Here is a 10,910-nt window from a genome sequence, read left to right as displayed (position 1 = left end):
GGTGTGATTACCGACATTACCGATCGCCGCGAGAGCGAGCGGAGCCAGCGCGAGGCCGCGGCGGTGATCGAGAATACCCTCGAGGGCGTGATCTTCACGGATGCCGAGGAACGCATCATCCGGGTCAACGGTGCCTTCAGCGAGCTGACCGGTCACGACGAATCCGAGGTGCTCGGTCGGCCGGTGACCCTGCTCGACGCCGAGCCGACCGGCAACCCCTGGGGCGAGATTCGCCGGCAACTGGCTCGCGAGGGGCACTGGCAGGGTGAGCTCACCAGCCGCCGCAAGAGCGGCGAGACCTTCCCCGAGCTGCGCACCATCAACCGGGTCGACGGGCTGGTGGGCGAGGGCGACCGCATCGTGCACATGTTCACCGACCTGTCGCGAATCAAGGCCACCGAAGAGCAGCTGGATTTCCTCAGTCTTCACGATCCGCTGACCGACCTGCCCAACCGATCCCTGCTGCTGACCCACCTGCGCGACCGGATCGGCGCCCCCGGCCGGCGCCGGCTGGGGCTGCTGATGATCGATCTCGACCGCTTCCGCGACGTCAACGACAGCTACGGCCACGATGTCGGTGACGAACTGTTGCGCCAGGTCGCCTCGCGGCTGGATGACCTGCTGGGCGGGGCCTTTCTCGCCCGGCTCGGCGGGGACGAGTTCGCGGTGCTGAGCGAGGATTTCGGCTCGGAGATCGAGCTGGCCCGCCTGGCGGAGGCGCTGATCGGCACGCTCAGCGATCCTTGGCAGCTGGGCGACGAGACCGAAGTTCGTCTGGGCGCCAGCGTGGGCATCACCCTCTACCCGACCTTCGGCGGCACCCCGGAGGAGCTGCTCCAGCAGGCGGATGCCGCACTCTACCGGGCCAAGGCGGAGGGGAGGGGCGGCTTCCGCTTCTTCGACGAGAGCCTGACCGCCAGTGCCCGTCAGCGGATCGAGATGGAGACGCGCCTGCGTCGGGCCATCGAGAACGACGATCTGGAACTGCGTTACCAGCCGCAACTGGATGTCGAGACCGGAGAGATCATCGGTGCCGAGGCCCTGGTTCGTTGGCGGGACGGCGAGCGCGGGCTGGTGTCGCCGGCCGATTTCATCCCGGTGGCCGAGCAGACCGGCATGATCGGTCCGCTGGGGGACTGGGTGCTGCGGGAGGCCTGTCGGCAGGGCCGCGTGTGGCTGGATGCCGGGCAGTTGCCGGGCCGGCTGGCGGTCAACCTGTCGGCCTGGCAGCTGCGGGATGCCGAACTGGTCGACCGGATCGGTCTGATCCTGAAGGAAACCGGCTACCCGGCCGACCGGCTGGAACTGGAGTTGACCGAAAGCGCCCTGATGCGGCAGCAGGACAAGGTCGTGGCCCAGTTGGGCCAGCTCAAGGGACTGGGCGTACACCTGGCCATCGACGACTTCGGTACCGGCTATTCCTCGCTGGCCTACCTGCAGCGGTTCCCCATCGACGTGCTCAAGATCGACAAGCGTTTCATCGACGACCTGGCAGAAAACCACGACGACCGCGAGATCGCCAGTGCGGTTCTTGCGATGGGCCATGCCCTGGGGCTGTCGGTGATCGCCGAGGGTGTCGAGGTGGATGCGCAACTGGAGTTCCTGCGGGAGAGCGGCTGCGACTCCTACCAGGGCTATCTGTTCAGCCCGCCGGTGCCGGCCGAGGAGTTCGTTGGCCTGGTAGAGCGGAACCGCTCGTCGCATGGCGGGAGGGCCTGAGGCGGCCCGGGGCGGTTATCCCCTGCCTGCCCTCGGTGGTGTCGTTTCTTTACGGGCAACAAGCCGGCGCCTTGATGGCGAACGAGTCGGCAACCCAGGCGCATTGGCTATTCGTGCAGAGGTTCCCTAGGCTTGAATCGAGGGCGTCTGCAGGAGCGGGACGAACCGGTCATACGAGCCGAAATATAAGGAGCAGTCATGACGAAAAGCGGTGGGTTGCTGGCGGACGCGCTGGTGCACTTGAAGCCCCTGATGGACCACGAGCGCATCTCGGAAGATGCCCGACGACGGCTGTCCCAGCCCAATCGCGTGGTGGAGGTCGAGATCCCGTTGCGCATGGATGACGGGTCGCTGAAGGTGTTCACCGGCTGGCGGGTGCTCTACGACAACACACGCGGTCCGGGTAAGGGCGGCATCCGCTTTCACCCCAACGTCACCGTCGACGAGGTCGAGGCCCTGAGCTTCTGGATGGCGGTCAAGTGCGCCGTGGTCGACCTGCCCTTCGGTGGTGCCAAGGGCGGTATCTGCGTCGACCCGAAACAGCTGTCCCGGCTGGAGCTCGAGCGCCTGTCGCGGGGCTACATCCGCGCCCTGCTGGACGTGATCGGTCCCGATCGCGACATCCCGGCGCCCGACGTGAACACCAACGAGACCATCATGGGCTGGATGGCCGACGAGTACCGCCAGGCCGCCGGTCAGCATCGGCGTGGCGTCATCACGGGCAAGCCCCCGGGGCATGGTGGCTCGCTGGGGCGGACGGCGGCGACCGGGCGCGGCGCGCTGCAGGTGCTCAACATCTGGGAGCGGCGCAACGGCCGCGCCGACGATCACCCCACGGTGGCGGTGCAGGGCTTCGGCAATGCCGGTTTCCACTTCGCCCGGCTGGCCCATGATGCCGGGTACCGCGTGGTGGCCATCGCCGACTCGCGCGGGGCGATCTACCGCGAGGAAGGGCTCGATCCGCTCCCGATCTGGGAACGGAAGAACGAGGCCAAGGAACTGGCCGGCCAGGTCTACTGCGAGGCCTCCGTCTGCTCGGAGGTGGAAGTGGACTACCTGTCCAACGAGGAACTGCTGGCGCTGGACGTGGACATTCTCGTGCTCGCCGCCCTGGAGAACGCCATCACCGAACAGAACGTCGATTCGGTCCGGGCGAAGACCATCCTCGAGATCGCCAACGGCCCGGTCAACAACGCTGCCGATCGGACCTTGCACGAACGTGGCGTGACGGTGATCCCCGACGTGCTCGCCAACAGCGGCGGGGTGATCGTCAGCCACATGGAGTGGGTGCAGAACCGCATGGGCGACTACTGGAGCGAGCTGGAGATCGAGCAGAAGCTGTCCGCCCGGCTGGGGGAGCAGGCCGACCTGGTGTTCGGCCGGGCCGTGGCGGAAGAGGAATCGCTGCGTTCGGCCGCCTATCGACAGGGCATCGAGCGCATCGCCATCGCCATGGACGGACTGGGCTCCGAGCGCTACTTCTGCGGCGACACCGGCCCCTGATGGTTGCTGCTCAGAAATAGTGGCGATAGCGCAGGGTGACGGTGGTCGGCAGGTGACCGAATGCCGACCGGGGGTGACCGGTCGCATCCAGGCCCCGGCCGTCGGCGTGCAGCAGGGACAGCAGCAGGTCCGACTCGTTGCTCATCGACCAGGTCAGGTTCAACTGGTGCAGCCACGAGAACTCGCGTGACCCGTCGGCACCTCGGAGGGGGCTGACGAGCAACGTGTAGCCGCCTTGCAGCAATGGGGTGAGGTCCCGGCTCGCGCCCAGGCCGAGCACGCGCCGGTCCTCCGGGCGCATGGTGTCCGCGGTCAGCGGTTCGCTCGGAATGGTGGTCCCGCCGTGGTCGCGCCACTCGGCCGTCAGTAGCGTTCCGTCGCGCAACTGGTAATCCACCCCGGCGATCCAGGACAGCCCCCCGTCTTCTCCCTGGCCGATGCCGTGGCGTACGCCCTCGACGCGCCAGCCCATCCCCCTGACTTCGCCCTGCAGGGCGGCCCCCGTGACGTTCTCGCCCCGCACGCGCCCGGCGAGCAGGGCCAGCTCCGACTGCATCCCGACCTGACGGCGGAAATAGGCCGCCGCGCTGTCCTCGGCGGGATCGTGCTGCGGAGAGAGCACCCAGGCGACGGTCAGCGAGGACAGGGGCGACGGGTACCAGTCGGCCACCAGTGCGTCGATGCCGGGCTTGAAGTCGGTATCGAGGTCCGTGGGGGCGAAGGCCCCGAACACGTTCATCGGCTGCCAGAATCGTCCGGTTCCCCAGTCGATCGGCTGGCGCCCGATGCCGACGGTGAGCTGGTCGAAGCGATGCCGATAGAAGGCCCGGTCGACGGCGTAGCCGGCGCGCGTGACCGAGTCCGCACCCTGATCGTCGATCCAGTCATGGGCCAGGGAGCGGTAGCGGAATCGATCGACCGGCACCTGCATGGGCAGGGGCATCCCGTCGAGATGCAGGCGGCGGGTGTTCACGTGCAGCGACCATTCCCCGTGCTCTCCGGCCTCGTCCAGCATCAGGCGCAGGGCCTGCTGGTCGCCGGTGAGACGTTCGCTCCCGGAGGCGGTGGCGCCCAGGTCCCCTGATCCCGCCCAGCCAGCCGTGCCCAGCAGCGAGGCCCGCCCCGTCAGTTCGGCGGCCGAAATCGGCGCGGCCGCGAGCAGCAGGCATGCGAGGCAGCCGACGAGGCCCGAGCCCCGATCAGTGGCCGGGTTCCACACGGTCATCGCTCACGATCCGGCCGTCGCGCAGCCGGATGATGCGTTCGGCCCGTTCCATGACCCGTACGTCGTGCGTGGAGAACAGGAACGCGGTGCCCTCCTCGTGGGAGAGGCGGTGCATGATGTCCAGCAGGGCGGTGGCGTTCTCCGAATCGAGGTTGGCGGTCGGTTCGTCGGCGAGCACCAGTCGCGGGCCCGCAGCCAGGGCACGGGCGACGGCCACGCGTTGCTGCTGCCCGCCGCTCAGCGCGGCCGGTCGGCGGTGCATCATTCCCTCCAGCCCGACCAGTTCCAGGTAGTGTTCGGCCCGTTCGCGCCGGTCGGTCGCATGGCGTCCCTGCAGCACCATCACCAGTTCGACGTTCTCCAGGGCGCTGAGCACCGGTACCAGGTTGTAGGCCTGGAAGACGAACCCGAGCTCGAACAGGCGGAACTCCGCCAGCCGGGATTCCGGCAAGGCGGTCATGTCGGTGCCGTCGAGCAGCACGCGCCCGGTGCTGGGTGCGTCCAGGCCGCCGATGACGTTGAGCAGCGTGGTCTTGCCGGAGCCCGACGGACCGACCAGCGCGGCAAACTCGCCGGTCTCCACCACCAGGTCGACGTCGGCCAGTGCCTCGATCGTCACCTCGCCCTGGCGGTAGGACTTGCCGATTCCCTCCAGCCTGAGAAGCGTCATTGTCGTCCCCCTTGAAAGTCATGCCGTGCGGCCGGGTGTTTCATGTGCGCAGCGCCTCCACCGGGGTGACCCGCGAGGCCTTCACGGCCGGGTAGATGCCGCTGCCCATCGTGGCGCCGAAGACGATGGCGGTCAGCTGTATCACCCGCTCGGTCGACAACTCCGTGCGGATCACAGGGTCCATGAAGGTGCCCATCATCGCGGTACTGCCGCCCATCAGCGCCTCCAGGTTCAGCCCGTGATGGGAGAACCAGAGGTGTACCCCGCCACCGATCAGCCAGCCGGCGGCCACGGCCAGCAGGCTGAGCAGCAGCGATTCGCAGAACACCAGCAACAACAGGTGGCCGCGCCCGAGGCCCAGTGCCCGCAGCAAGCCGAATTCGCGTGTGCGCTCGAGCACGCTCATCAGCACGGTATTGAGAATCCCGAAGATCACCATGACGAGGATCAGCAGCAGGAAGACATAATTGCCGGCGTCGTCGATCAGGATGAACTGCACCAGTTGCGGCATCATCTCCTGCCAGTCGAGCACGGCCACCGGCTCGTCGGCCAGCGCCTCGGCCACGCGTGGCTTCCAGGTGGCCATTGCATCGGGGTCGTCGAGGAACACGGCGAAGCGGGTGACCGGTTTCTGCTCGGCATCGGCCCCTTCTCCGACGAGAAAATGCCGTGCCAGGGAGATGTCGGCGAGTACCAGGAAGTTGTCCAGCTCGTCGACGCCCGAGTCGAAGATGCCGCGCACGCGACCCAGCTGTGCCTGCGAGTTGCCCGTCTGATCCCCGGCCATCAGCACCACCCGGGTGCCGATGTCGGCCTCGAGCCGGCTGGCCATGCCGTCGCCGATGACGATTCCGCGCGCATCGTCCCGTTCCAGCCAAACGCCTGCCACCAGCCGCGGGGACAGAATCGCCGTGCGGTGGTCGGTGACCGGGTCCAGGCCCTCCAGTCCGGCGGGCACCGAATTGCGTGCCGTGCTGGCCAGCACCTGCAGCGAGATCCGCGGGTCGACGTGGCCCTCGATGTCCAGCCGGTCGAGTGTTCGCTCGATGCGCTCGCCGTCGGCCAGGTACTTGTGGTTGGCCGGCGCCACGAGGTGGTCGGGCGGCTGGACGGTCAGGTGGCCCTCGCCGAGGCTGATCGCGTTGCGGACCATGGAGTTGTGGCCGCCGTCGCCGATGCCGATGAACAGGATCGCCAGTCCGAAACCGAAGGCGATCGAGGCCAGGGTGATCAGCGTGCGTCGGCGGTGCCGCCAGAGATTTCGCCATGCCAGGCGCAGCAGCATGGCCGCGGGTAGGTGGGCGTGTCTTGCCCCCGCGCTCACCGCATCACCTCCGCCGGCTTGAGGCGGGTGCTGTGCCAGGACGGGATGGCTGCGGCGAGCAGCGTGATGCCCAGCATCAGGAGCACGGCCTCGATGACATGCCCGGCTTCCAGGGCCAGCGGGATGACCGGCTCGAAGACCATGCCGGCCCAGTCGTATCCCTCGGGCAGGGCGGCACTGAAATCGATACCGTCCTCGCCGAGATACGCCACCAGCAGCATTCCGGCCGTCACGCCGAGAACCGCGGCCACCAGTCCGAGGAACAGAGACTCGAACATCACCATCGTGAGCAGCCAGCGGCGCTTCATGCCGATGGCAAGCAGGATGCCGAATTCGTGCGAGCGCTCGTGCACCGCCATCAGCATGGTGTTGAGCACCCCCATGGCGGCCAGCGAAATGACGATCAGGCCGATGACCAGCAGCAATGTCTCGCTCAGGGCGAGCATGTCGGCGAGGGTGGGGTTCAGTTCGCGCCAGTTGCGCACCACGGCTGGCCCGCCCAGTTCATCGAGCGGTTGGGCCGAGGCGAGGTCGGCGAGCACCTGGTCGAGCCGGACCTGTGTTGTCGCGATGTCGTCCGGGTCATCCAGGTGCACGGCCAGTTCGTGAAAGCCGTCCTCCAGGGACATCAGCTCGCGGTAGGCATCGATCGAGAGCAGCACCCCCATGCGATCGAAGTCGGGGGCGATGGGCTTGAGCACGCCGGTCACGCGGAAGATAGCGTTGCCGACGCTGCCGTCGGCGGCCTGCGTGACCAGCACCAGTTCACTGCCCGGGGCGATACGCATGTTCCTGGCCAGCTGCGAGCCGATGACCACCGGGTGGGCATGCCCCGGACCCTCGCGCTGGAGCCGGGCTCTTCCCTCACGGACGTGGGAGAGCATGTCGGTGACCCGGGGCTCGCGGTCGGGGTCGATCGCCTGGATCATCACGCCGGTGGAGGTCTGGTCGGCACTGGCCAGGCCGGCGGCATAGAGCCGCGGGGTGACGGCCATGCCCTCGTCGAGCGCCTCGATGGTCTCGAGGTGCGACCCGGGGAGGGTCGCGTACAGGTCCCGGTCGTCGATGAAGGCCTGGCGGTGGACCTGCAGGTGGCCCGTGGTGCGCTCGGTAGCCGAGCTGACCATCTGGGTGAGCATGCCCTCGAGCAAGGCGGCGTAGAGGATCACCATCACCAGCGCGCCGGCCAGGGCCGAGACCGTGAGCAGGCTGCGAACCGGATTGCGCCACAGGTTGCGCCATGCGACGAACACCAGCAGGGCCGGTCGCGCCAGCCGGGGGGATGAGCCGATGCCGAGGACGTTCCGCGGCATGTCTCAGGCCGTGTCGACCGGACGGTTGCCGGGAGTCATCGTGGTCGTCTCAGGTTCTGCAGTGAAAAGAAGCTCGTATCGAGCGGGACGCCGAACTCGATCTCCCGGTAGGAGATCACCGTCGACTCGTCCGGCTTGTCTTGCGGCTGGAGCGTGAGCCGCATGGGGACGTGGCGTTCGTCGATTCGTTCGATCGCCTCGAAGTGCATGGTGCGCACCAGCTCGCCCTTCTCGTCGAAGTAGCGTGCGGACACCGGCGCGAGCGTCTCCTGCTCGATCTCCATTTCCACTCGGCCCCAGACCACCGGCGCGTCGGGGTGGGGGATGGCGGTCAGTTCGTAGATCAGCCGACCGTCGCGTTCTCCCGCGAAGGTGATCTCGGAGCGGTAGTCGTCTTCGAAGTAACTCTCCCGGACCAGGTCGTCGTGGGTGAAATGGCTGCCCATCCAGGAGCCGGACATCATGCTCGACGGGATACGGGTGACGCGGTCGATCTTGGGGAGGTAGTTCCAGATTTGGTTCTCGACCTTGAGCGTGGCGATGCCCCGATCCTTCACGGGGGCCTCGATCACGACCAGCGAATGGTCCTTTCCAAGCGACCAGGCCTGGAGGGTCATCTCGCGCTCGTAGCGCTGCGTGGTCACCGTCATGGTCATGGTCGCCTGCGAGGTCTCGCCCTGCCAGAGCCGGTCGATGTGGCGGACCAGTTCCTCCGCCGTCATGGCGTGGACCGGGCCGGCCCAGGCCAGTGCGATCGCCAGCAGGGCGGCGAGCGAGGCGGATGCCTTCGTGGCGTGCCGGTCGAAACGGATATGGCGCATGGCGGGTCCCTCCCGTGCCGCGAGATCGCGGGGTACTCACAAGGCTAGCACCAAGCGGAGTCGGGCAGGGTGCAGGGCACCGTCCGTTGGCCGAATTCGGTACAATGTCGGCATGTCCAAGGATCCGATTCTCGACCCCCTCAATGCCGCCCAGCGCGAGGCGGTGACCAGCCCGTCGTTGGCCACCCTGGTGCTCGCCGGTGCCGGTTCGGGCAAGACGCGCGTGCTCACCCACCGCATGGCGTGGCTGGTCTCCGAGCAGGGCATCTCGCCGTATTCGCTGCTGGCGGTGACCTTCACCAACAAGGCCGCCGGAGAGATGCGCGGGCGACTGGGCTCGCTGCTCGACGGGCAGGAGCTGGGTCCGCGTGGCGTCGACGGCATGTGGGTGGGCACCTTCCACGGGCTGTCGCATCGGCTGCTGCGCCAGCACGCCCGCGAGGCGGGTCTGCCCGAGGGCTTCCAGATCATCGACTCGGACGACCAGCTGCGACTGGTCAAGCGCCTGATCCGCGAGGCGGAGCTCGACGAGAACCGCTTCCCGCCGCGGCTGGTCGCCTCGATGATCAACGGCTTCAAGGAAGAGGGGCTGCGCGCCCGCCACGTGGCGCCCGGCGACGACCCGATCCGCGACCAGGTGATTGTCATCTACAAGGCCTACGAGCGCGTCTGCGAACGCAGCGGCTTGGTCGACTTCACCGAGTTGCTGTTGCGCGCCACCGAGCTGCTGCGCGGCAACGATGCCCTGCGCGCCCACTACCAGCGGCGCTTCCGGCAGGTGCTGATCGACGAGTTCCAGGACACCAACGCCCTGCAGTACGCCTGGGCGCGGCTGCTGGTGGGCGAGGACAACGGCATCTTCGCCGTGGGCGACGACGACCAGTCCATCTACGGCTGGCGCGGGGCGAAGGTCGAGCACATCCAGCATTTCTCGCGCGACTTCCCCAATACCCACCTGATTCGCCTCGAGCAGAACTACCGCTCGACGCGCACCATTCTCGAGGCGGCCAACAGCGTCATCGCGAGAAACGCCGGAAGGCTGGGCAAGAACCTCTGGACCGAGGGCGATCACGGCGCGCCGATCCGCTTCTACCGCGCCTTCAACGACCAGGACGAGGCCAACTTCGTCGTCGAGCAGATCGCCACCGCGGTGCGCGAGGGCCACGACCGCGCCGACTGCGCGGTGCTGTATCGCTCGAATGCCCAGTCGCGCCTGCTCGAGGAGGCACTGATCCGCGAAGGCATGCCGTATCGCATCTACGGCGGCCTGCGCTTCTTTGAACGTGCCGAGATCCGCGACGCGCTCGCCTACCTGAAGCTGGTCGCCAATCGCCACGACGACACCTCCTTCGATCGGATCGTCAATCGCCCTACCCGTGGCATCGGCGACAAGACACTGAACGAAATTCGCCAGGCGGCACGCGAGCAGGGCGCCTCTCTGTGGGATGCCGCGCTGATCCTGCTGGCGGAGAACCAGCTTTCTCCCCGCGCGGCCGGCGCCCTGCGCCAGTTCATGACCCTGATCGAGGCGATCGACCAGCAGACCATCAACGACGAGCTGGGCGAGCGGATCGAGAAGACCATCGACAAGAGCGGCCTGCGCGCGCTGTTCGAGAAGGACCGTGACCGCGAGCGCGGCGAGGCGAAGATCGAGAACCTCGACGAGCTGGTCTCCGCCGGGCGCGGCTTCGTCATGGATCGCGATACGGCCGAAGAGATGGGCGAGCTCGAGGCCTTCCTGGCCCACGCGAGCCTCGAGGCCGGCGAGGCGCAGGGTGCGGCCTGGGAGGACTGCGTGCAGATGATGACCCTGCACGCGGCCAAGGGACTCGAGTTTCCGCAGGTGTTCCTGGTCGGCGTCGAGGAGGGCCTGTTCCCGCACCAGATGTCGATCGACGAGCCGGGGCGCCTCGAGGAGGAGCGCCGGCTCTGCTACGTCGGCATCACCCGCGCCGAGCAGCAGCTGACCATCACCTGCGCCGAGGCACGTCGCCTGCACGGCAAGCAGATCTTCCCCATGCCGTCGCGCTTTCTCGGCGAGCTGCCGCCGGACCTGGTCGAGGAAGTCCGCCCGCGCGCGACCCGCGCGGCGCAGGCCTTCGGTGCCCGACGGCCCGAGGGTGAGCCGGGCCCGCGCACGCACAAGCAGAACGAGACCGGCTTCGCCGTCGGCCAGACCGTGCGCCACGCCAAGTTCGGCGAGGGCACCATCCTCGATTACGAGGGTGCCGGGGCCTCGGCGCGGGTGCAGGTCAACTTCGGCCAGCACGGCGCGAAGTGGCTGATCCTGTCGTATGCGAACCTGCAACCGGCCTAGCCAAGCTTGAAGCTGGAA

General features: G+C 67.8%; 8 protein-coding genes. 3 read left to right on the top strand and 5 right to left on the bottom strand.

What is annotated here, in order from left to right:
- Nucleotides 1-1,719: putative bifunctional diguanylate cyclase/phosphodiesterase (locus ACESL5_RS04705; RefSeq protein WP_372591632.1), on the top strand; the 1,719-nt coding region annotated here is incomplete at its 5' end.
- Nucleotides 1,720-1,917: 198 nt separating this feature from the next.
- On the top strand, nucleotides 1,918-3,222 hold the full coding sequence (locus ACESL5_RS04700) for a Glu/Leu/Phe/Val family dehydrogenase (RefSeq protein WP_372591631.1): 1,305 nt from the start codon (nucleotides 1,918-1,920) through the stop codon (nucleotides 3,220-3,222).
- A 10-nt stretch (nucleotides 3,223-3,232) separates the two neighbouring features.
- Here ACESL5_RS04700 and ACESL5_RS04695 read toward each other — a convergent pair whose 3' ends face one another.
- The 5 genes from ACESL5_RS04695 to ACESL5_RS04675 are packed head-to-tail and all read right to left on the bottom strand — an operon-like array spanning nucleotide 3,233 to nucleotide 8,575.
- A complete protein-coding gene (locus ACESL5_RS04695) occupies nucleotides 3,233-4,447 on the bottom strand; it encodes a hypothetical protein (RefSeq protein ID WP_372591630.1) in 1,215 nt (404 codons plus the stop codon).
- The gene (locus ACESL5_RS04690; RefSeq protein ID WP_372591629.1) at nucleotides 4,422-5,117 is read right to left on the bottom strand and encodes an ABC transporter ATP-binding protein; all 696 of its coding nucleotides are present in this window, start codon (nucleotides 5,115-5,117) and stop codon (nucleotides 4,422-4,424) included. Before ACESL5_RS04690 ends, ACESL5_RS04695 begins: the two co-directional genes overlap by 26 nt.
- A 40-nt stretch (nucleotides 5,118-5,157) precedes the next feature.
- Complete coding sequence (locus ACESL5_RS04685) at nucleotides 5,158-6,441, bottom strand: ABC transporter permease (RefSeq protein WP_372591628.1); 1,284 nt, start codon at nucleotides 6,439-6,441, stop codon at nucleotides 5,158-5,160.
- A complete protein-coding gene (locus ACESL5_RS04680; RefSeq protein WP_372591627.1) occupies nucleotides 6,438-7,754 on the bottom strand; it encodes an ABC transporter permease in 1,317 nt (438 codons plus the stop codon). The genes ACESL5_RS04685 and ACESL5_RS04680 overlap by 4 nt, the downstream gene beginning before the upstream one ends.
- Nucleotides 7,755-7,789: 35 nt before the next feature.
- Nucleotides 7,790-8,575 (bottom strand): outer membrane lipoprotein-sorting protein, encoded by a 786-nt coding sequence (locus tag ACESL5_RS04675; protein ID WP_372591626.1) that lies wholly within the window; start codon nucleotides 8,573-8,575, stop codon nucleotides 7,790-7,792.
- 112 nt (nucleotides 8,576-8,687) lie between these two features.
- On the opposite strand from ACESL5_RS04675, the gene uvrD reads away from it, so the two are divergent.
- A complete protein-coding gene (uvrD, locus tag ACESL5_RS04670; RefSeq protein WP_372591625.1) occupies nucleotides 8,688-10,892 on the top strand; it encodes a DNA helicase II in 2,205 nt (734 codons plus the stop codon).
- The last annotated feature ends 18 nt before the right edge of the window (nucleotides 10,893-10,910 follow it).

Origin of the sequence: Guyparkeria sp. (assembly GCF_041687595.1) — a bacterium.
In the GTDB taxonomy this organism is placed as follows: Bacteria; Pseudomonadota; Gammaproteobacteria; order Halothiobacillales; family Halothiobacillaceae; genus Guyparkeria.
This window is presented reverse-complemented; position numbering and strand designations above follow the sequence as displayed.